Consider the following 22,526-nt stretch of genomic DNA (forward strand, 5'->3'; position numbering starts at 1 on the left):
CAAAAAAGAGTAAAAAATGAGCGATTTATAGTTGATATTGATGATTTTTTTAATGAAAGCTGGGTTTTATATATTTTTTGACTTTGAAAAGTCAAAAATTGAGGGTTTTGGGTTTTGATGGTTGGTTTTAGGGTGCTATGCAGGGGTCTTAAGTGGCTTATATTACAAACCAAAAACAAACGATACTAAGCAAACCATCAAAAACCACATTACCAAAGTGTTTGAACGCATACCTATTTACGGCGAAAAAAAAGTACACCAACAATTACTTGAAGACGGCTACAAAGTAAGTCTAAACACCGTTGCACGCTATCGTCAAGAACTGGGCTTAAAGGCAGTATTGGCAGTTAAACAAGTTGATACGACCATACCAATCAAAACGCATAAGAAGTACAGTTACAAGCTTCGAGACCTTGGTATCAATCATGCCAATCAAGTTTGGTCTACAGACATTACTCATATCAAGATTGCAGGCGGTATGGTGTATATGGCAGCCATTATTGATTGGTATTCTAAAGCGGTGCTATCACACAAGATATTCAACACTATGAATTTGCAGTTAGTAATGAGTGTACTCAATGATGCTTTAGAAAAGCACCCACATCCAGAGATATTTAATACCGACCAAGGTAGTCAATACACCAGCGAGATACACATTAAACGACTAAAAGATTTAGGTATTCAAATATCTATGGATGGTAAAGGCAGAGCCACAGATAATATCTGCATTGAGCGCTTTTGGCGAAGTGCAAAATGCGAAAGGGTTTATCTGAACGAGTATCAATCTATTTGTGAGTTGATCGTTGATGTGGATGATTGTATTAAGTTTTATAATCATCGAAGATTTCATGAAACATTGGGGTATAGAAAACCAATGGATGTGTGTCGGGAGCGTGTACAATTAAATCAAGAAAAGGCGAAGGCTTCTTAAATTGGGCTATATAAGAAATTTTAAAAAGTTGTCAGGGGTTTTGGGGTAATGTAGTTGGTGGCGGTTTCTATGATAATAAAGTTCACTCTCATTATCAAACCTTTTGCTTGTATAAGCATAAGGGTTGTTATAGTTAGAGGCGCATCTTTTAACAGCCATGGTCAAGCAGTATTTAAAAAAGAAACAAATATTACTCACCTGACATTGATGGGCATAAAGGTGGGGCATGGAAAGAGCTTGATTTAAAAGGTAATGATGGAAGCGCTTTGGATGAAAATTTAAAAAGGATAGGTAAATAATGTTATGTGTTAACTTTGAAACTGCTATGGTTAATCAGGAATTTAAGGGATTCATACAAATTGATGATTTTTATGAAAGTTTCATATCCTCTACTTTTATAAGTAAAGATAAGTATATGAAGCAATGGAAAGAAGGAATGGAACTAATCAAATTTGAAAACAAATCCATGATTATTGTAGATTATTATGGGCATGATAATAAAAAATTTGAATTTTGTGGAGTTTGGTGGCATCTTCACAAAACGAAACAAAAAATAATTATTCAACATGGCTGGATACCTAAAACTATTATATGGAGAAAAATTTTCATTTAACAACTGGAAAAGTTTTATACCTGAAAGATATTCTGACGGAGAGGAAATAGCTGAATGGGTAATTAATTTACCACCCAAGCCAAAAGTTAAACAAGACTCCGATAAGATTTGTTTAGAGACCTTGAGTCGAAAAAGGTGGCCAAGGCCAAGGGGACACTACCCTTTTAGTCGAATAGATGGCGGGCGGCGACTAAAGGGATACTACCCTTTTAGTCGAATAGATGGCGAATAAGGGAGCACTACCCTTTTTATGATAAAACACCCAAATGCCACCAATATCATATCACCATCAGCTATGACGCCAACGGCAATCTAGCAAGTTATCAGAACACAACCGCCACAACCTACCCTACAGTCAAAACCAAATCGTGGCACAATACACCACCAGTAACACCAACGACATTAGCAACGCAGACCCAAGTGTAGAGTTCATCTACTCCAACAAACAAGATAGCCCAATCACCCTGATAACCGACCACCAAACCTACTACTACCTAAAAGATTAGACTAGGTTCAGTAGTAGGCTTAATAAACAGCAACCAGCAACTGATAGAAAGCTACCACTACAACGCCTTTGGCAAACTCAGCATCAAAGATACAGACAGCATCATAATAAACAATTCAAACCATAACAACCCTTATGCTTATACAGGCAGAAGGTTTGATAATGAGAGTGGACTTTATTATTATAGAAACTGCTACTACCAACCCAGCCTTGCTAGGTTTATCTCTAACGACCCTCAGGGCTTTGTAGATGGCTATAATATGTATGCGTATGTAAAGAACAATCCACTTAAATATACGGATCCATTTGGGTTGAGGGCTAGGAGTAGTTGCTATAGCACATGTAGCTCTACTGTTTATTTCTATGGTCTCTACAAACCAAAAGTAGAGCCTAGTCTTTTGAATTATCCTAGTCTTTTGAATTATGTGGTAGACCCTGTTCCTGTGAATAGTTTGTTAAGAAACACTCATATGGCGTTAGATGTGGCTGGCTTGTCTCCTGGTGTAGGTATAATTCCTGATGTTATTAATGCTATTGCATACACCATAGAAGGCGATTTTGCAAATGCAGGGATAAGTGGACTCTCTGCAATTCCTTTGTTAGGGCAGGTGGTAACAGCAGGTAAGTATGGTGCGAAAGTTGCCAGTATAAATAAATTTGCAAATAATCCAGATATAGATTTAAATTCTTATACTAGAATAAAAGGAAAAAGCAACACCTTTAAAAGTAGTAATGATAACTCTATTTGGTCAAAAGATACAACTAAACACGGCGGAGAACAATGGAAAAGATGGAAAAGCCAAAAAGAGTTCGAAAAAGGAAAGAGACCCCAAAGTATTTGGCCAGATGGAAGGATTAGAAAATAATGAAATTCCCAGTAAATAGCGAGCTAAGTCATTTAAAAAATAAATTATTTTTATCTAATTTTGATAATTTTTTAGAAAATGCTAATGATTTTATTTATATAAGTTTTTTTGACCATTGGCTTTCAAGAGAAGAAATAGAAAGCGACAAGATGGCTACATATTTTTTATCTGAAAATGCAGATAAAAAATTTTATAAATTATTTTATAATTTCGAACAAAAAATAATTGATTTTTTATTTGGTATTTACGATAAAGGGCATGTTTTTGGTTTTTTTCCAAACAACAGTAAAAAAGATTCACCTTTGTTTATATTAGAGACAAAGGGTGATTTAGAAGTGTTAGCAACAGTATCACTTAGAACAGAAAAAGAGGTTTGTTTTTATTCAGTATTTTATGAAGCATTAATATATACAAATGAGGACTTAACTTGGAAAATTATATTTTTAAATCCTAAATTAAGGAAGCTATTGGAATCAAATATTAATAAAACTAAGTTTAATACTTTAATTTTAAATAGAGGGCACCTCTAAAAAAACCAATGCAATTTATGAAAAGTATAAATCAGCATTTTTCTCATCCAAAAATTCATCAAATAGCGGGCTATTCTCCTTATTTTTGGCTAAAAAATGCACTATTTTCTACTTTCCCTAAATCGCACTGGAGTTTTTGGAGGTGCCCTAGAGACCTTTGCACAACTCAACTGAAAATCATCAATATGGTAAAATAACGCCTATCTAAAATGTCTTGGAAAAACATCCAGCAAAACTCATTTGCAGACTCTTTTGTTGTTGAGCATAAATCCCTATCAGGGGGCGCTACCTTTTTTATGACAATACGACAGCGTAGGCAACCGCACCCAACAAACCTCAGCCCTCGGACACACCACACATTACGAATACAGCCTATACTTGGCAAACCAACCAAACAAATTGACGCCAACGGCTTTAGCCATAAATATCGCCATGATGCCAACAGCAACCTCATCGCCCAAACAGATGCCAACGGCTTCACCCACTTTATTTTTTACGACTCATTAGTCAACCCTTAAAAACCACACAACAATTTGATTTATAACAATAAAAAATCAAATACCCATAGACAAATCAACCAACTTTTGGTATAACAACACTCTTTTACTGGTCGTTTTACCTAAAAAATATGCTAACCGAATCTTTGCCAATATCCACCCAAAACAATTTATTCCATTCAGAGCTTTTTAATCAATTAGACATCAAAGACCCACTCATTGCACTATCTCACGCCATAGACTGGCAAGTTTTCAATGATGCCTTCACCAAGCACTATTGCCTTAACAATGGCAGACCCTCAAAACCCATTCGCCTAATGGTGGGCTTGCTTATCCTCAAACAGTTAGAGAATCTATCAGATGAAGCCGTTGTTATGCAGTTTAAAAGAAACCCGTATTACCAATACTTTTGTGGTCACAGTGCTTATATTGCTAATGTACCTTGTAACGCCACTGAGTTAGTGCATTTCAGAAAACGCATTGGCGTTAAAGGTTTTAATCTTATCTTTAAAATGAGCGTTGAGTTACACGGTAAAAAAGCACAAGAGTCAACTGTGTTAATTGACACCACCGTTCAAGAGAAAAACATCACTTATCCTACTGACGCCAAACTGGCAATTAAGATAATTAATCGCTTAAACAAACTGGCAAAACAACACGGCATCAAACAGCGAAGAACTTATGTCAAAGAAGTTAAAAACTGTCGTCTTAGCATTCGCCACTTTCGCCATGTCAAAAAGCGTGCCAAAGCCAAAAAAGCCCTTAAAAGACTCAGAACCATTGCCAACAAGCTTATCCGTGAACTGCAACGCAAACTTTCAGTCTATTCTTTGTTTGAAATCTATCAAAAAGACTTCTTGTTCTACCAAAAAGTGCTCGCTCAACAACCTGGAGACAAAAACAAAATTTACGCCCTACATGAGCCCGATGTTTATGTTATTGCCAAAGGCAAAGACCATAAGAAATATGAATATGGCAACAAAGTTTCAATCGTCTCTACCAAAGACAGTAACATTATCGTTGGCGTGGCAAGCCATAAAACAAACATTCATGATTCAAAAACACTAGATACAGCCATTGCTCATGCTAACGCTAATCGTATCAAGCCCATTCAGAAGGCAGTATGTGATAGAGGGTATGTGGGTGCAAAAGAAGTACTAGGGGCTGAAATCATCTTACCTAAAAAGCCCCTGAAACGAGACAGCCGTTACCAACGAGATAAAAAGCGTAAGTTGTGTAAAAGACGAGCAGCAATAGAACCTATCATTGAAGACCCCTGCATTAAACTAAAAAACCCAACAAAAAATCACAAATCAACTCTCAAAACCTTATGCAAACATTAGCATTTATGATAAAATACTATAATTATCAGACACTTACAAAAAAATGCGAGTTAAAACCACTCAAGAACAAACCTTTGCTGATAGTTTTATCAACATACCAAACTCCCAGCTAGACATCATTAACAAAGTTATCGATTGGGAAGTTATAGCCAAAGATCTGTCTCATATTAAAGTTGACTATTCTGCTGTTAGTCTGTTTAAAGCGCTATTAATAGGCACATGGCACAATCTCTCTGATGAGAAGTTGGCTGATAGTCTTAGTAGAGATTTAGTCTTTATTAACTTTTGCAACTTTAGCCTAAGTGGCAACAAACCTGATGCCACAACCATTGGCAGATTTAGAACCAAACTAATCAAACAAAATCTATTTGATAGACTTTTGAGTAGCATCAATCTTATGCTTGAGAACAATCAACTCAAACTCTCTAATGGCAAACATGTTGCCATGGATGCAACCTTAATTCAAAGTGCTAGACGCACTAAGAAGATTATTACAACACACAAAACTGGTGAGGTTTATGAGATTGATAGTAACCCAATTCAATATTCAGATGATAAAGATGCAAGATGGACATTTAAGGCGGGAAAATACACTTATGGATATTCATCAGTAGTAACAACTGATGCCAATGGATTAATTAACAAAGCCACTACGCACCCTGCTAATGATAGTGAAATGACTCATTTTGAAGAAAATGTTAAACAGGCAGGCAATCAAAAAGGCGTAAGAGTTTTATACGACAAAGGAGCAGCCTCTCAAGCTAATAGTGAAGCACTTAAAGCACAAAAGTTAAGAGATGGTATTATGCGCAAAAAACCCAAAGGCAAGCAAATGAGTCATTGGAATAAATTACGCAATAAAGCAATCAGCAAAAGAAGGTTTGTGGTTGAACGCACCTTTGGTACGCTCAAACGCACTTATGGTTTGGCAAGAAGTCGTTATATTGGTTTAGAGAAAGTTGCCAGCGAAGTTAATCTTAAAGCTATTGCTTATAATCTAGTTAGAGCGGCGAATGTTTATATTAACAAGGGATTAAATACAACCTAGGGATTATTGTGTCTTTTTTGTGGAAAGAGTAAAAAATGAGCGATTTATAGTTGATATTGATGATTTTTTTAATGAAAGCTGGGTTTTATATGTTTTTTGACTTTGAAAAGTCAAAAATTGAGGGTTTTGGGTTTTGATGGTTGGTTTTAGGGTGCTATGCAGGGGTCTTCATTGGACATCTTAAAGCAGATTTTAGATTGTCTAGGAATTTACTCAAAGGGCAAGTTGGTGATGAAATTAATGTTTTAATGGCTGCTGTGGCGTGGAATTTGAAAAAGTGGCTGATTGCCACTGTTATTTTTTTGTCTTTGCAAAAAATTGGTTTGTTTTTTGTGAAAAGGGCGAGGATTTTGTGTGTTATTGTTTGAAAACTGGTTTGGTTGATTAGGGGTGGTGGGGTTTGGGGCTTTTAAGGGTTGACTATTTATTGTGGCGCTGTTTGTATCTTTGATGGTGAGTCTATTGAGTAGGTCGTGGGCATAAGCCTTGTCCTGATAACTGCTAGATTACCGTTAGCGTCATAACTGATGGTGATATTTAGGTATTTTGTCATAAAAAGGATAGCGCCCCTTATTCCTATAGCAGTACTGTGTGCCTATAAAATCGTTGACTCTTGCACTATTGTTATGCCATTGGCTATCCAAAGTTCAGCGGTGCCCGAACCAGCATTTATACAGACACCCGCAGTGCCTCCAGTTAGAGACTTTATGAAGCCAAATGCTTCAACTACATCACCTGCATTTCCAAAAATTTTAAGCACATCAGTTTCACTAGAAATACTTAATAGATCACTAAGATTAAGCCTCAAAGTGTTGTTGCCTGAACCAGTTAAATCAATAATTTCAATATCCTTAATCCTGCTATTATCCAGCAGTGTGAGGTCTAAGGTTAAGCCCTTGCCATCTAATGCCAGTGTATCAGTGCCATTCCCTCCATTAACACGAGATAATAGATTATTACTTTCTATATTCCCAGAAAGTTTTGAAAGATTATCTTTATTGATGATGATAGTATCATTGCCCATGCCTGAGTTGAATACATCTGTCCCACCGTTACCAGTTAGAATATCATCACCTAGACCAGAAACAAACAACTCATCCTTTTCAGTGCCAGTTAATGTGTCATCCTTATCTGCATTTTTATCACCTTGAAAATCAATAGAACGCCCGATATTTTCGTTATTAGCGTTAATTTCTGCTGAAGTTGACCAAGTTCCATCAAATTTGCCGAATCTTGCATAAAGAGATGTGCCCCAATATTCAGATGAAATAGAATCAATGAAGCCATCACCGTTGAAATCTGCTGATGAAGTCACTGGAGGGCAAAGGTTATCGCTGTTGATGACGAATCCTTGATCATCGGCGGTTCCATTTGCTATAGCAGATAGCGATACACTAGATGTGCTCTTTTTCCCAAAGATTGCAAATTTCTGGTACTCGGCACTAGCAATTATATCGCCTATACCATCACTGTTGGTATCGACAATTACATCATCTAGACCATCATTGTTTATATCACCTGCTGCTGACACCGATGCACCAGCATAAGATTCATATATATATCCCTTAATTGCAAAACCGCCAGTTCCATTGTAAACATCTTTGAGTAATACACTAGAGGTATCAGTTTTACCGAACACAACATAGGCTGTACCTGATCTCTTTATTCCCCAGGTATGCCATTCTTTAGGTGCACCTATAATCAAGTCATCTAGCCCATCTCCATTTACATCTCCTGCTGACGATACTGCATAACCACTTAGACTATTTCCTGCCCTACCTATAATAGTAAAACCTCCTGAACCTAAGTTATTAACATCGACCCCTTCACCATCAACTTTGCCAAAAACTACATAAGATTTACCTGTCTTCCATCCCCACTTATAGTATTGAGAGGCCAACCCAACAATCAAGTCATCTATACCATCCCCGTTTACATCACCTGCTGAGGATACTGCCTGACCCTGACTCCTCGGATAGATTGTATTCCAACTTGTACCTGTATTAATAGTGAAGCCATGTGCACTAGATACTTCTGGCACTGTTGAAGCACCACTCCCCCCATCAGTTGTAGTTCCTGAAATATCGGTGGTAATAGTAATGGCGTGTGCATTGCTATAGATTTCTGACGCATTACCAGCTAAATCTTTTTGCCAAACACGAATGTCTCCGATAGCATAACTATCAGGATCTAAGGTAAAGCTATTTCCTTCACCAAGAATGGCTATGCCACTGTCGCCACCATCAGTACAATAAAACCAAGTTGCACCTACTTCTAGTCCACTAACAATAATTTCAGCGTTGCTAGTAATTCCATCTGTTTGATCAGATCCGGTGTCCGTAAAACTAAATGATAATGTGGCTGGTGCAATTATATCAATTGTAGGCGCTACTGATGAAACCGAGAATGTGATAACTTCATCAAAACCATCCTTGCCTGAAAGGTTAATAATAATCGTACCAACTTGAGAAAGTTTTGAAGCCCAGGTAATGTCATTGACTAAAGTCCAAATATTATCGACAATAGTTGGAAGGTTAGAATCAATCCTATGCACAAGAGTACTGCCTTGTTTAAACAAAATACTGGAGATACTTAAATCCTTCACTGTTCCTATAACTGCGATAGCACCACTCAGTGCCACTATGGTTAACTCACGGGCATTAATAAGGTCATCAGCACCCTTACCATTCCAATAAAATTGATGCTCTAATACAGGTTCTAGAGTAGTAGTAACCACAGATAATGCAGCCAAGAATTCCCTCATACTAGCCTCTACATCGGTATCAATACTGTTAACTTCATCGTTTCCTGCATTGATTTGTGGCTCCCTGTAATATAGCTCACCGTTTTCATTCATAGTGAATTTTTCTTGGTATTTATCTGCCAAAGTAAAAATTACATTTTCATCAGCTGTTTCTGCTGTGTAGATTATGGATAAAGAAGGTAAACCTAACTTAACTTGAGTTTCCTCACCACTGCTGAATATTGGGCTAGTGGCGCCTAGTATGAAAGTTCCAGTGTTGCTACTAATAACTTCAGCACTATCGGCAAAAAATAACCTTTCTGAGTGCTTACGGTCTCCATAGCCATAACTGTTGTACTTTCCTATATTTTCATGTATGTCTTTCATAAAATATCCTGAATCGATCACTTTTAATTGCACAATATTTTTATTGTGCTTGTAGTTAATTTAGAGCATATATTACACATAAATGTAATGAGTTGTCAATACTTATTTTATGTTTTAAGTTAATAAAATACTCTAACTTAAAAGGGAAAGCAAAAAAGTGCTTGCATTTATAGTTAAGGAGAATAAATGGATACCACCCTTTTTATGATGGAATAAGGTGAAATAAGGGGCGCCACCCTTTTTATGAGAGAATACTCAAATGCCAAGACAAGCCAGAAGCATATTTGCCAACATTCCACACCACATAACCCAAAGAGGTAATCGCAATTGTGATGTATTTTTCAAAAAAAAGTGGTAGCGTCCCCTTTTTTTATATACATGGACAATAAATTAGTTAGGCTAAAAGATTTTCTAGCGATTGAAAAAGATGAAGGGGCTCTAAATATCTTCGTATATTAGAAGATTGTTGGGGTGGTAATAATTGTGATAAAGCTAAAAATATAGTTTCAATAATTGATAAAAACAACCTTCCAAGAGCTACTGCATTCCTATCTATGATGTATCTTACAGATAAAGGCTTAAAAGAAGATAAAGTTAAATCAGCATATTGGCCAAACAAGTCTTTTTCTAATTTTAAAATTATTGAGTGCGGAAAATGGTTACCAATATTTTATATACAAAATAAGAATTACAACAAAGCCTATGAAATATACTCTCAACTAAAATATTTGAATAATCACGCCATCCTTAATTCTCTAGGAACATTTCATAAAAAAGGCATTATATTATTACAAATAAGCATCTAAACATAGAAACTTGTCTGCCCCTATAAATATTAAGACCCCTGCATTAAACTAAAAAACCCAACAAAAAATCACAAATCAACCCTCAAAACCTTATGCAAACATTAGCATTTATGATAAAATACTATAATTATCAGACACTTACAAAAAAATGCGAGTTAAAACCACTCAAGAACAAACCTTTGCTGATAGTTTTATCAACATACCAAACTCCCAACTAGACATCATTAACAAAGTTATCGATTGGGAAGTTATAGCCAAAGATCTGTCTCATATTAAAGTTGACTATTCTGCTGTTAGTCTGTTTAAAGCGCTATTAATAGGCACATGGCACAATCTCTCTGATGAGAAGTTGGCTGATAGTCTTAGTAGAGATTTAGTCTTTATTAACTTTTGCAACTTTAGCCTAAGTGGCAACAAACCTGATGCTACAACCATTGGCAGATTTAGAACCAAACTAATCAAACAAAATCTATTTGATAGACTTTTGAGTAGCATCAATCTTATGCTTGAGAATAATCAACTCAAACTCTCTAATGACAAACATGTTGCCATGGATGCAACCTTAATTCAAAGTGCTAGACGCACTAAGAAGATTATTACAACACACAAAACTGGTGAGGTTTATGAGATTGATAGTAACCCAATTCAATATTCAGATGATAAAGATGCAAGATGGACATTTAAGGCGGGAAAATACACTTATGGATATTCATCAGTAGTAACAACTGATGCCAATGGATTAATTAACAAAGCCACTACGCACCCTGCTAATGATAGTGAAATGACTCATTTTGAAGAAAATGTTAAACAGGTAGGCAATCAAAAAGGCGTAAGCGTTTTATACGACAAAGGAGCAGCCTCTCAAGCTAATAGTGAAGCACTTAAAGCACAAAAGTTAAGAGATGGTATTATGCGCAAAAAACCCAAAGGCAAGCAAATGAGTCATTGGCATAAATTACGCAATAAAGCAATCAGCAAAAGAAGGTTTGTGGTTGAACGCACCTTTGGTACGCTCAAACGCACTTATGGTTTGGCAAGAAGTCGTTATATTGGTTTAGAGAAAGTTGCCAGCGAAGTTAATCTTAAAGCTATTGCTTATAATCTAGTTAGAGCGGCGAATGTTTATATTAACAAGGGATTAAATACAACCTAGGGATTATTGTGTTTTTTTTGTGGAAACAGTACAAAAAAGAGTAAAAAATGAGCGATTTATAGTTGATATTGATGATTTTTTTAATGAAAGCTGGGTTTTATATGTTTTTTGACTTTGAAAAGTCAAAAATTGAGGGTTTTGGGTTTTGATGGTTGGTTTTAGGGTGCTATGCAGGGGTCTTCGAATGGGTTTTGAGGGTCTGCCATTGTTAAGGCAATAGTGCTTGGTGAAGGCATCATTGAAAACTTGCCAGTCTATGGCGTGAGATAGTGCAATGAGTGGGTCTTTGATGTCTAATTGATTAAAAAGCTCTGAATGGAATAAATTGTTTTGGGTGGATATTGGTAAAGATTCGGTTAGCATATTTTTTAGGTAAAACGACCAGTAAAAGAGTGTTGTTATACCAAAAGTTGGTTGATTTGTCTATGGGTATTTGATTTTTTATTGTTATAAATCAAATTGTTGTGTGGTTTTTAAGGGTTGACTAAGTAGTCAACCCTTAAAAACCCCAAACCCCACCACCCCTAATCAACCAAACCAGTTTTCAAACAATAACACACAAAATCCTCGCCCTTTTCACAAAAAACAAACCAATTTTTTGCAAAGACAAAAAAATAACAGTGGCAATCAGCCACTTTTTCAAATTCCACGCCACAGCAGCCATTAAAACATTAATTTCATCACCAACTTGCCCTTTGAGTAAATTCCTAGACAATCTAAAATCTGCTTTAAGATGTCCAATGATAGGTTCTATTGCTGCTCGTCTTTTACACAACTTACGCTTTTTATCTCGTTGGTAACGGCTGTCTCGTTTCAGGGGCTTTTTAGGTAAGATGATTTCAGCCCCTAGTACTTCTTTTGCACCCACATACCCTCTATCACATACTGCCTTCTGAATGGGCTTGATACGATTAGCGTTAGCATGAGCAATGGCTGTATCTAGTGTTTTTGAATCATGAATGTTTGTTTTATGGCTTGCCACGCCAACGATAATGTTACTGTCTTTGGTAGAGACGATTGAAACTTTGTTGCCATATTCATATTTCTTATGGTCTTTGCCTTTGGCAATAACATAAACATCGGGCTCATGTAGGGCGTAAATTTTGTTTTTGTCTCCAGGTTGTTGAGCGAGCACTTTTTGGTAGAACAAGAAGTCTTTTTGATAGATTTCAAACAAAGAATAGACTGAAAGTTTGCGTTGCAGTTCACGGATAAGCTTGTTGGCAATGGTTCTGAGTCTTTTAAGGGCTTTTTTGGCTTTGGCACGCTTTTTGACATGGCGAAAGTGGCGAATGCTAAGACGACAGTTTTTAACTTCTTTGACATAAGTTCTTCGCTGTTTGATGCCGTGTTGTTTTGCCAGTTTGTTTAAGCGATTAATTATCTTAATTGCCAGTTTGGCGTCAGTAGGATAAGTGATGTTTTTCTCTTGAACGGTGGTGTCAATTAACACAGTTGACTCTTGTGCTTTTTTACCGTGTAACTCAACGCTCATTTTAAAGATAAGATTAAAACCTTTAACGCCAATGCGTTTTCTGAAATGCACTAACTCAGTGGCGTTACAAGGTACATTAGCAATATAAGCACTGTGACCACAAAAGTATTGGTAATACGGATTTCTTTTAAACTGCATAACAACGGCTTCATCTGATAGATTCTCCAACTGTTTGAGGATAAGCAAGCCTACCATTAGGCGAATGGGTTTTGAGGGTCTGCCATTGTTAAGGCAATAGTGCTTGGTGAAGGCATCATTGAAAACTTGCCAGTCTATGGCGTGAGATAGTGCAATGAGTGGGTCTTTGATGTCTAATTGATTAAAAAGCTCTGAATGGAATAAATTGTTTTGGGTGGATATTGGTAAAGATTCGGTTAGCATATTTTTTAGGTAAAACGACCAGTAAAAGAGTGTTGTTATACCAAAAGTTGGTTGATTTGTCTATGGGTATTTGATTTTTTATTGTTATAAATCAAATTGTTGTGTGGTTTTTAAGGGTTGACTAAGTATAAGGGTTGTTATAGTTTGAGTTATTTATTGTGGCGCTGTTTGTATCTTTGATGGTGAGTCTATTAAGACCCCTGCATTAAACTAAAAAACCCAACAAAAAATCACAAATCAACCCTCAAAACCTTATGCAAACATTAGAATTTATGATAAAATACTATAATTATCAGACACTTACAAAAAAATGCGAGTTAAAACCACTCAAGAACAAACCTTTGCTGATAGTTTTATCAACATACCAAACTCCCAACTAGACATCATTAACAAAGTTATCGATTGGGAAGTTATAGCCAAAGATCTGTCTCATATTAAAATTGACTATTCTGCTGTTAGTCTGTTTAAAGCGCTATTAATAGGCACATGGCACAATCTCTCTGATGAGAAGTTGGCTGATAGTCTTAGTAGAGATTTAGTCTTTATTAACTTTTGCAACTTTAGCCTAAGTGGCAACAAACCTGATGCTACAACCATTGGCAGATTTAGAACCAAACTAATCAAACAAAATCTATTTGATAGACTTTTGAGTAGCATCAATCTTATGCTTGAGAATAATCAACTCAAACTCTCTAATGGCAAACATGTTGCCATGGATGCAACCTTAATTCAAAGTGCTAGACGCACTAAGAAGATTATTACAACACACAAAACTGGTGAGGTTTATGAGATTGATAGTAACCCAATTCAATATTCAGATGATAAAGATGCAAGATGGACATTTAAGGCGGGAAAATACACTTATGGATATTCATCAGTAGTAACAACTGATGCCAATGGATTAATTAACAAAGCCACTACGCACCCTGCTAATGATAGTGAAATGACTCATTTTGAAGAAAATGTTAAACAGGCAGGCAATCAAAAAGGCGTAAGAGTTTTATACGACAAAGGAGCAGCCTCTCAAGCTAATAGTGAAGCACTTAAAGCACAAAAGTTAAGAGATGGTATTATGCGCAAAAAACCCAAAGGCAAGCAAATGAGTCATTGGAATAAATTACGCAATAAAGCAATCAGCAAAAGAAGGTTTGTGGTTGAACGCACCTTTGGTACGCTCAAACGCACTTATGGTTTGGCAAGAAGTCGTTATATTGGTTTAGAGAAAGTTGCCAGCGAAGTTAATCTTAAAGCTATTGCTTATAATCTAGTTAGAGCGGCGAATGTTTATATTAACAAGGGATTAAATACAACCTAGGGATTATTGTGTCTTTTTTTGTGGAAACAGTACAAAAAAGAGTAAAAAATGAGCGATTTATAGTTGATATTGATGATTTTTTTAATGAAAGCTGGGTTTTATATGTTTTTTGACTTTGAAAAGTCAAAAATTGAGGGTTTTGGGTTTTGATGGTTGGTTTTAGGGTGCTATGCAGGGGTCTTCTATTGAGTAGGTCGTGGGTATAAGCCTTGTCCTGATAACTGCTAGATTACCGTTAGCGTCATAACTGATGGTGATATTTAGGTATTTTGTCATAAAAAGGATAGCGCCCCTTATTCCTATAGCAGTACTGTGCGCCTATAAAATCGTTGACTCTTGCACTATTGTTATGCCATTGGCTATCCAAAGTTCAGCGGTGCCCGAACCAGCATTTATACAGACACCCGCAGTGCCTCCAGTTAGAGACTTTATGAAGCCAAATGCTTCAACTACATCACCTGCATTTCCAAAAATTTTAAGCACATCAGTTTCACTAGAAATACTTAATAGATCACTAAGATTAAGCCTCAAAGTGTTGTTGCCTGAACCAGTTAAATCAATAATTTCAATATCCTTAATCCTGCTATTATCCAGCAGTGTGAGGTCTAAGGTTAAGCCCTTGCCATCTAATGCCAGTGTATCAGTGCCATTCCCTCCATTAACACGAGATAATAGATTATTACTTTCTATATTCCCAGAAAGTTTTGAAAGATTATCTTTATTGATGATGATAGTATCATTGCCCATGCCTGAGTTGAATACATCTGTCCCACCGTTACCAGTTAGAATATCATCACCTAGACCAGAAACAAACAACTCATCCTTTTCAGTGCCAGTTAATGTGTCATCCTTATCTGCATTTTTATCACCTTGAAAATCAATAGAACGCCCGATATTTTCGTTATTAGCGTTAATTTCTGCTGAAGTTGACCAAGTTCCATCAAATTTGCCGAATCTTGCATAAAGAGATGTGCCCCAATATTCAGATGAAATAGAATCAATGAAGCCATCACCGTTGAAATCTGCTGATGAAGTCACTGGAGGGCAAAGGTTATCGCTGTTGATGACGAATCCTTGATCATCGGCGGTTCCATTTGCTATAGCAGATAGCGATACACTAGATGTGCTCTTTTTCCCAAAGATTGCAAATTTCTGGTGCTCGGCACTAGTAATTATACCGCCTACATCATCATTGTTGATACCGATAATTACATCATCTAGACCGTCATTGTTGATACCGACAATTACATCATCTAGACCATCATTGTTTATATCACCTGCTGCTGACACCGATGCACCAGCATAAGATTCATATATATATCCCTTAATCACAAAACCACCAGTTCCATTGTAAACATCTTTGAGTAATACACTAGAGGTATCAGTTTTACCGAACACAACATAGGCTGCACCTGATCTTTGTATTCCCCAAGTATGCCATTCTTTAGGTGCACCTATAATCAAGTCATCTAGCCCATCTCCATTTACATCTCCTGCTGATGATGCTGCATAACCATTTAGGCTGTTTCCTGCTCTACCTATAATAGTAAAACCTCCTGAACCCAAGTTATTAACATTGACCCCTTTACCGTCAACTTTGCCAAAAACTACATAAGATTCACCTGTATCCCATCCCCACTTATAATGTTGAGAGGCCAACCCAACAATCAAGTCATCCATACCATCCCCATTTACATCACCTACTGAGGATACTGCCTGACCATAATCCCTCGGATAGCGTGTATCCCAACTTGCACCTGTATTAATAGTGAAGCCATGTGCACTAGATACTTCTGACGCTGTTGAAGTACTACTCCCCCCATCAGCTGTAGTTCCTGGAATATCGGTGGTTGTTTCTGTGATAATAATAATGGCGTGTGCATTGCTATAGATTTCTGACGCATTACCAGCTAAATCTTTTTGCCAAACACGAATGTCTCCGATAGCATAACTATCAGGATCTAAGGTAAAGCTATTTCCTTCACCAAGAATGGCTATGCCACTGTCGCCACCATCAGTGCAATAAAACCAAGTTGCACCTACTTCTAGTCCACTAACAATAATTTCAGCGTTGCTAGTAATTCCATCTGTTTGATCAGATCCGGTGTCCGTAAAACTAAATGATAATGTGGCTGGTGCAATTATATCAATTGTAGGCGCTACTGATGAAACCGAGAATGTGATAACTTCATCAAAACCATCCTTGCCTAAAAGGTTAATAATAATCGTATCAACTTGAGAAAGTTTTGAAGCCCAGGTAATGTCATTGACTAAAGTCCAAATATTATCGACAACAGTTGGAAGGTTAGAATCAATCCTATGCACAAGAGTACTGCCTTGTTTAAACAAAATACTGGAGATACTTAAATCCTTCACTGTTCCTATAACTGTGATAGCACCACTCAGTGCCACTATGGTTAACTCACGGGCATTAATAAGGTCATCAGCACCCTTACCATTCCAATAAAATTGATGCTCTAATACAGGTTCTAGAGTAGTAGTAACCACAGATAATGCAGCCAAGAATTCCCTCATACTAGCCTCTACATCGGTATCAATACTGTTAACTTCATCGTTTCCTGCATTGATTTGTGGCTCCCTGTAATATAGCTCACCGTTTTCATTCATAGTGAATTTTTCTTGGTATTTATCTGCCAAAGTAAAAATTACATTTTCATCAGCTGTTTCTGCTGTGTAGATTATGGATAAAGAAGGTAAACCTAACTTAACTTGAGTTTCCTCACCACTGCTGAATATTGGGCTAGTGGCGCCTAGTATGAAAGTTCCAGTGTTGCTACTAATAACTTCAGCACTATCGGCAAAAAATAACCTTTCTGAGTGCTTACGGTCTCCATAGCCATAACTGTTGTACTTTCCTATATTTTCATGTATGTCTTTCATAAAATATCCTGAATCGATCACTTTTAATTGCACAATATTTTTATTGTGCTTGTAGTTAATTTAGAGCATATATTACACATAAATGTAATGAGTTGCCAATACTTATTTTATGTTTTAAGTTAATAAAATACTCTAATTAAAAGGGAAAACAAAAAAAGTGCTTGCATTTATAGTTAAGGAGAATAAATAGATGTCACCCTTTTTATGACAAAATACTCAAATGCCAAGACAAACCAGAAGCATATTTGCCAACATTCCAACCCAAAGAGGTAATCGCAATTGTGATGTATTTTTCAAAAAAAATGGTAGCGCTCCTTTCTTTTCATACTACTACCTAAAATATAAACTAGGGCTCAGTGGTAAGTTTAACAAACAACAACTGGTAGAAAGTTACCACTACAACACCTTTGGCAAACTCACCATCAAAAACCAAAATATCCCCCCCCAATCCAACTACAACAACCCCTACACCTACACCAGCAGAAGATTTGATAATGAGAGTGGACTTTCCTCCAACGACCCTAAGGGCTTTGTAGATGGCTATAACATATATGCGTATGTGGAGAACAATCCTCTTAAATATACGGATCCATTTGGGTTGAGGGGTGAGGAGTAGTTGTTATAGTTTATGTGGCTCTATTTTGTCAAAAAATACATCTAAACACGGTAGAGAATAATGGAAAAGATGGGAGCCAAAAAGAGTTCAAAAAAGATTTACCTTTGTTTATATTAGAGGCAAAGAGCGATTTAGAAGTGTTAGCAACAGTATCGCTTAGAACAGAAAAAGAGGCTTGTTTTTATTCAGTATTTTATAAGGCATTAATAAATACAAATGAAGATTTGACTTGGAGAATTATATTTTTAAATCCTAAATCAAGGAAGCTATTGGAATCAAAAAAAGGCAAGATATTACAATTAGGCCGACAAGTGCAAATAGGATAATTTATATTTTTTATTGTCATCAAAAGGTTAAAACGATAGTTTTGAGGGGTTGATTTTTTGAGGGTGGTATGATTTTGAATGTGTTACCCATGTGGGTTATCCAAACAGTTTGGGGTGAGGTGCATAATGAAAAAATTTAAACCGATAAATTAATAATCTCATTCCAGAAGGTGGGTATAATTTTTTAGTAAATTACTTTTTAATACTTTTAACTATTACACACTCTACTCAAAAAAATCTTCGCTTTATTGCCATTTGTCTTGCTTTAAGCGCCACTGCTTTACTTGCTTCTTGCGTTAATTCCCATGCAACCAAACAAACAAAACAATCGCAACTACCGACTCAATTATTGGTAAAAAAAGATTATCTTAGAGAGATAGCGCCATTGAAAAAAAACTACAAGGTAGGCGACAAGGGGCAGGAGGTTGTTAAAATAGAAGAGTGGCTGATGTTATGGCAACTGAATGAAAACTTTACTAGTGATATTATCAAAATTACACCCGATAAAGAATTTGATCAAACAACCGAAAAAATCCTCAAGCAAGTGCAATTATTTGTTAATCTGCCAGCAACAGGTGTAGTAGATCACACCACTTGGAAGGCATTAGTTTCACCGATGACCAGAGCGTTTGACATTCGATCTTTCACAAACAAAACATTGCGCCAAAAAATGAAATATTTTGCCACCAAGCACTTGCAATATAGAGCCTCTGAGCTGATGACAGATAATATTGGTCCGTGGGTTAGGTCTTATATGAACGACCATGATGGGGCTTGGGCGTATTGGTGTCAAGGGTTTGTTTGCACTATTTTAGATCAAACTTTTAGCACCATTGGAGAGTATTTTAACGAATATTATGCGGACACTTGGACAGTTGAAGTTATGCGTGAGCAGGCGGCAGCTAAAAAATTATTAGTTAGTCATCAGCAATTGAAAGACAAGATATATCTACCGCAAGAAGGAGATATGGTGCTGTATATATCAACCAAAGATGGTAAAGCGCACCACACAGAAATTATTTATCAAATTTTAGATGCAAAAAATGGTGATATGCTCACTGTTGGTGGTAACACCAATTTTTCGGGTAGCACAGATGGGGTTGGCACATTTCTAATAGACAGAAATTTCTTAGATGCAAAGGTAGAAGTAATTAAATTAATTGACATTGAAGTCATCAGCCAACACAAGAAATTTCCAAACAATGCACGGAAATTATTAAGAAGTTACTCAAATGTAATAGCGGATTTTTCTGACAATCACATCCTTTTTAAAAGCGGAAAACGCCTATTATTTAACGACAACAAAACTAAAACGGCTGACCAATTACTCAGCAACCCAGACATCAAAGACCAATTTTACTACCCTTACCAAAAAGGCAAGATCTCAACACTAGTAAAACCTCGTTTTGATCCAGGTAGAATTGCCAATCAAGATTTTTTCAAAACTATATATGGCAACACCCAAGCCGAAGTTGAAAAAAACCTTGTTGACATTGTTTGGGCACCAAAATCAGATGGACGCAAAATCAAAGTGACTAAAATTAACGGCGTAGCAAGCAAAATAAAGGCCATTGGCGAAGAATTAGACAAACACCCAGAGCTTAAACCCTTTATTCGCAATATTGGAGGCAGCTATAAATGGCGTAAAGTAAAAGGCACTAATCGATTAAGCCGACACAGTTTTGGCATTGCAATTGATCTTAATGTTGCCAAATCTAACTATTGGGAATGGGATTGCAAATGCACAGATGAGCAAAAAATCCTTGCACCACATACCAGTAAAATTCCACAAATCATTATCGATACTTTTGAAAAGTATGGCTTTATTTGGGGTGGAAAGTGGTATCACTACGACACCATGCACTTTGAATATAGACCTGAATTGCTATAGGATTGCTGTGCAAGTTAGGCAAAAATTGGATTTTGCTAACCATTCAACTTATACAAAGGTTTCATTTTATAAAACAAAAGAGAGTATCTCTGATATCAAATTGATTGGTTTGTTGGCTCTACAGATAAAATCTATATATTGCCATTGTTAAATAATCTTGCTGACGCAAGGAGACCGCTGGAACAAATTGTTAGGTAATTGATAGTTTTTTAATATTGTATTGCAGTCGTTAAAATCATTTATTAGGTGGCTTTAAATAATGAATATTTGCACCATTCCTTATCTTTGAATGGATATGTTATATTTTATTTTTGTTCCAAAGCCAACTGGTATTTTAGGTGACTGATATTCATATGAGTTTAAATACAAAGTTATTGCCTTTGCAGAATCGCCTATATATACATGATATTTATCCAATATAACCATTCCCTTATAACCTGTGGGATTTTTATGCCAGCAGCATGCTCCTTCTCTTTCGGCAGTAATATCTTCACCATTAGGCCCGCTTAACATACTAAAAAACCATCGCTGACCTCCATGCCCACCTGTTTCCTTCCAGCCACCTGTTTTAATAGCCTTATGTTCATTTTTTCCATATTCAGAGTCTTTACTATGCTCTGTTAAATAGAAAATAGGTGGTTTTTTTCTAACAAACTGGGGGCTCTGTTGACACGAAACCAACAATAAAAGAAATAGTAATATTATTGTAATTTTTGATAGCATCTAACTTCCTTGAAAACACAATTATTGTTATAAAGACACATTTCCTTATTTCACTTAAAAAATAAACTCTTGTAAAACTGATTAGATTATATCTATTTTTAAACTAAAATTTAATCAAATCTGATAACAGAAAACAAATTAATTATTTAATGAATGCGTGAAATAATTCCTAAATTGACGGATGCAATTTTAGAGCACTCTCTTTGTTGTCACATTTAAAAGCTGCTTTGTGGCGATTGGAATAAGGGAGCCTCCAAGATGGAAAACAAGAGAGTATCCACTCCTTGTTTCCATCTTATTCTCTCGAAAAATGGTAGCACCCCTCCCATTCTCTATAACAAAAATGAAGACTCTGCTCAAATTTTTGATTATGTGAAAATTCACTCAAAATCACCCTTCTTATTTTGAGTAATTTTATATTCAAATGAAACTAATGACCTTTTAGCTCCATTACGACCCTTCATTTTAATTACACCAAGTTTAATGGCTAAAAAAATCCATTCTTATTAACTACAATAACAAATTCATCAGAGTTAGGGGTTCTGGCTCTCGATGTATAATCAAATGCATTGGAGGCATTTGTTATATCTGAAAAAGACCTTACTCCATCAGCTAGCGCGATCCCTTCAATGTTTTCAGGATCGTTATACATATGAATTGAGGCATCACTTGCACTAGAAAATTGTAGGTCAAATTGCATACTACCCGACCCAACAACAAAACATCCATTGTTGTTTTCATAGTCAAATTCAACTGTTCCAGTAGAATTTGGATTAGAATATTGGCTAGAACTGATTGCATTACAAATAGCTATCGGACTTTTAGAAGCTTCAAAAGGATTTTTTCCCACGGTTGGACGAGCTTTAGTAGTTTCGTCGTGAATTCCGCTTATTAGTTCTAAATATGCGCTTTCAAAATCAGCGCAAAAATCCACATAACGCTTAGTTATTAGAAATGTAGGAATAGCTTTCAACTTATTGCATCTGACGATGGGTATGATTTTTTCAGAATTTATATTTTTTATTAATTCTGAAGTTAGGATCATTTTTTCGTATCCAACTCCGTTCTTGCCTTCATTGGCTTTAGATGCATATGCTTCAGAACAAACACAAATAACTCGATCGGATTCCGTTAGCCTATCCATAAAGGCTGGGATATCTCCTCCAAGTCTCAAGTCCCATTGATCTAGAATTACATCAACACCATTCTCTCTTAATCTAGTGGCGAGGCTGAGCACCCATTCTTCATGCTCTTCATTATCGTGCGAATATGACATAAAACATTTGGGTACTGGACTCATAAACTTTCCTTTTTTATACAACTATCATTACAAGGAAACACCCCCTGTATTTTTACAACTTTATTGGCTTGAAATTAGATTTTATTACTTGGTGTGATATTTAAGCAAAAGATTTCTTGCATAATTTTATGCAATTATAACAAAAAATATAGGGAT

General features: G+C 36.2%; 20 protein-coding genes and 2 pseudogenes. 16 read left to right on the forward strand and 6 right to left on the reverse strand.

Annotation, left to right across the window (positions count from 1 at the left end):
- The first annotated feature begins 121 nt into the window (after nt 1–121).
- The 11 genes and pseudogenes from MS2017_RS09480 (at nt 122) to MS2017_RS11535 (ending at nt 6,701) form a co-directional block, all read left to right on the forward strand.
- Complete coding sequence (locus MS2017_RS09480; RefSeq protein WP_122952012.1) at nt 122–931, forward strand: IS3 family transposase; 810 nt, start codon at nt 122–124, stop codon at nt 929–931.
- Nucleotides 932–1,119: 188 nt separating this feature from the next.
- Nucleotides 1,120–1,230, forward strand: a pseudogene (locus tag MS2017_RS11955) (hypothetical protein); the annotation flags it as partial.
- On the forward strand, nt 1,230–1,544 hold the full coding sequence (locus tag MS2017_RS09490) for a hypothetical protein (protein ID WP_122952013.1): 315 nt from the start codon (nt 1,230–1,232) through the stop codon (nt 1,542–1,544). The pseudogene MS2017_RS11955 and the gene MS2017_RS09490, both read left to right, overlap by 1 nt.
- 368 nt (nt 1,545–1,912) lie before the next feature.
- On the forward strand, nt 1,913–2,050 hold the full coding sequence (locus tag MS2017_RS11530; protein ID WP_158009272.1) for a hypothetical protein: 138 nt from the start codon (nt 1,913–1,915) through the stop codon (nt 2,048–2,050).
- Nucleotides 2,051–2,093: 43 nt separating this feature from the next.
- A pseudogene (locus tag MS2017_RS11835) lies at nt 2,094–2,351 on the forward strand (RHS repeat-associated core domain-containing protein); the annotation flags it as partial.
- 141 nt (nt 2,352–2,492) lie between these two features.
- Complete coding sequence (locus MS2017_RS11745; protein ID WP_241156927.1) at nt 2,493–2,915, forward strand: hypothetical protein; 423 nt, start codon at nt 2,493–2,495, stop codon at nt 2,913–2,915.
- Nucleotides 2,915–3,445 (forward strand): hypothetical protein, encoded by a 531-nt coding sequence (locus tag MS2017_RS09500; protein ID WP_122952015.1) that lies wholly within the window; start codon nt 2,915–2,917, stop codon nt 3,443–3,445. Before MS2017_RS11745 ends, MS2017_RS09500 begins: the two co-directional genes overlap by 1 nt.
- A 209-nt stretch (nt 3,446–3,654) precedes the next feature.
- Nucleotides 3,655–3,963, forward strand: coding sequence for an RHS repeat domain-containing protein (locus tag MS2017_RS09505; protein WP_122952016.1), 309 nt, complete (start codon nt 3,655–3,657; stop codon nt 3,961–3,963).
- Nucleotides 3,964–4,073: 110 nt separating this feature from the next.
- The gene (locus tag MS2017_RS09510; RefSeq protein ID WP_122952017.1) at nt 4,074–5,285 is read left to right on the forward strand and encodes an IS5 family transposase; all 1,212 of its coding nucleotides are present in this window, start codon (nt 4,074–4,076) and stop codon (nt 5,283–5,285) included.
- Nucleotides 5,286–5,328: 43 nt separating this feature from the next.
- Nucleotides 5,329–6,333: an IS5 family transposase gene (locus MS2017_RS09515; RefSeq protein ID WP_122950936.1), complete on the forward strand. Its 1,005-nt coding sequence runs from the start codon at nt 5,329–5,331 to the stop codon at nt 6,331–6,333.
- Nucleotides 6,334–6,473: 140 nt separating this feature from the next.
- Nucleotides 6,474–6,701: a hypothetical protein gene (locus tag MS2017_RS11535; protein WP_164707696.1), complete on the forward strand. Its 228-nt coding sequence runs from the start codon at nt 6,474–6,476 to the stop codon at nt 6,699–6,701.
- Between the two features lie 227 nt (nt 6,702–6,928).
- Here the strand turns inward: MS2017_RS11535 and MS2017_RS09520 are convergent, their stop codons facing one another.
- The gene (locus tag MS2017_RS09520) at nt 6,929–9,463 is read right to left on the reverse strand and encodes an FG-GAP-like repeat-containing protein (protein WP_122952018.1); all 2,535 of its coding nucleotides are present in this window, start codon (nt 9,461–9,463) and stop codon (nt 6,929–6,931) included.
- Between the two features lie 954 nt (nt 9,464–10,417).
- Between MS2017_RS09520 and MS2017_RS09530 the strand changes: the two genes are divergently transcribed.
- Nucleotides 10,418–11,422 carry an IS5 family transposase gene (locus tag MS2017_RS09530; protein ID WP_122952020.1) on the forward strand — a complete coding sequence of 335 codons (1,005 nt, stop codon included), beginning with the start codon at nt 10,418–10,420 and terminating at the stop codon, nt 11,420–11,422.
- Between the two features lie 3 nt (nt 11,423–11,425).
- Here MS2017_RS09530 and MS2017_RS11970 read toward each other — a convergent pair whose 3' ends face one another.
- A complete protein-coding gene (locus MS2017_RS11970) occupies nt 11,426–11,785 on the reverse strand; it encodes a transposase (RefSeq protein ID WP_122952021.1) in 360 nt (119 codons plus the stop codon).
- 181 nt (nt 11,786–11,966) lie between these two features.
- On the reverse strand, nt 11,967–13,298 hold the full coding sequence (locus tag MS2017_RS09540) for an IS5 family transposase (RefSeq protein ID WP_122952022.1): 1,332 nt from the start codon (nt 13,296–13,298) through the stop codon (nt 11,967–11,969).
- Nucleotides 13,299–13,608: 310 nt separating this feature from the next.
- On the opposite strand from MS2017_RS09540, the gene MS2017_RS09545 reads away from it, so the two are divergent.
- Nucleotides 13,609–14,613 carry an IS5 family transposase gene (locus MS2017_RS09545; RefSeq protein ID WP_122952023.1) on the forward strand — a complete coding sequence of 335 codons (1,005 nt, stop codon included), beginning with the start codon at nt 13,609–13,611 and terminating at the stop codon, nt 14,611–14,613.
- Nucleotides 14,614–14,931: 318 nt separating this feature from the next.
- On the opposite strand, the gene MS2017_RS09550 is transcribed toward MS2017_RS09545, so the two are convergent.
- Entirely contained in the window at nt 14,932–17,514 is a 2,583-nt protein-coding gene (locus MS2017_RS09550) for an integrin alpha (RefSeq protein WP_122952024.1), read from the reverse strand.
- Between the two features lie 220 nt (nt 17,515–17,734).
- Between MS2017_RS09550 and MS2017_RS09555 the strand changes: the two genes are divergently transcribed.
- The 3 genes from MS2017_RS09555 to MS2017_RS09565 all read left to right on the forward strand — a co-directional run bounded on the left by MS2017_RS09555 (nt 17,735) and on the right by MS2017_RS09565 (nt 20,347).
- The gene (locus tag MS2017_RS09555) at nt 17,735–18,130 is read left to right on the forward strand and encodes an RHS repeat domain-containing protein (protein ID WP_122952025.1); all 396 of its coding nucleotides are present in this window, start codon (nt 17,735–17,737) and stop codon (nt 18,128–18,130) included.
- Between the two features lie 14 nt (nt 18,131–18,144).
- Nucleotides 18,145–18,456 (forward strand): hypothetical protein, encoded by a 312-nt coding sequence (locus MS2017_RS09560; protein ID WP_122952026.1) that lies wholly within the window; start codon nt 18,145–18,147, stop codon nt 18,454–18,456.
- 385 nt (nt 18,457–18,841) lie between these two features.
- Nucleotides 18,842–20,347, forward strand: a complete 1,506-nt coding sequence (locus tag MS2017_RS09565; RefSeq protein WP_164707697.1) for a M15 family metallopeptidase — start codon at nt 18,842–18,844, stop codon at nt 20,345–20,347.
- A gap of 279 nt (nt 20,348–20,626) precedes the next feature.
- Here MS2017_RS09565 and MS2017_RS09570 read toward each other — a convergent pair whose 3' ends face one another.
- Both MS2017_RS09570 and MS2017_RS09575 read right to left on the reverse strand, forming a co-directional pair.
- Nucleotides 20,627–21,070: a hypothetical protein gene (locus tag MS2017_RS09570; RefSeq protein ID WP_122952028.1), complete on the reverse strand. Its 444-nt coding sequence runs from the start codon at nt 21,068–21,070 to the stop codon at nt 20,627–20,629.
- Nucleotides 21,071–21,557: 487 nt separating this feature from the next.
- Nucleotides 21,558–22,370 (reverse strand): toll/interleukin-1 receptor domain-containing protein, encoded by an 813-nt coding sequence (locus MS2017_RS09575; protein WP_122952029.1) that lies wholly within the window; start codon nt 22,368–22,370, stop codon nt 21,558–21,560.
- Nucleotides 22,371–22,526: the final 156 nt, after the last annotated feature.

It is taken from the genome of Bathymodiolus thermophilus thioautotrophic gill symbiont (assembly GCF_003711265.1).
In the GTDB taxonomy this organism is placed as follows: Bacteria; Pseudomonadota; Gammaproteobacteria; order PS1; family Pseudothioglobaceae; genus Thiodubiliella.